This is a genomic window from Janibacter sp. CoH_79_TC_3, assembly GCF_058197955.1.
Window position 1 is genome coordinate 1 of the sequence record NZ_JBXWIV010000099.1, and the last position, 268, is coordinate 268.

A 268-nucleotide genomic window follows, 5' to 3' on the forward strand; every position below is an offset into this window, starting at 1 on the left:
GAAGCACAGTTGAGCCATCATCAGTATAGGTAATATCAACAGTGACATCGCCTTGATCAGGGTTAGGCGTTACTTCAGGAACGGTACTTTGATTTGGAACATAGTCTTCAAATGTTGGCGCAATTACCTTTTCCCAATTGCGATCGCCATCAGATTTCCAATCGGTATAAGTTGTTGTATGGTGGGCCAAATCATAAGTTGCATCACGGTATAAAACTACTTTTTGAATAATTTGATTGATTACGCCATCAGGTTGGTAAATATTAAT

General features: G+C 38.8%; 1 protein-coding gene. It reads right to left on the minus strand.

Features of this window, described 5'->3' with window-relative positions:
* A partial coding sequence (locus AC2FA3_RS15235; protein WP_490510321.1) for a mucin-binding protein occupies positions 1–268 on the minus strand: 268 nt, incomplete at both ends.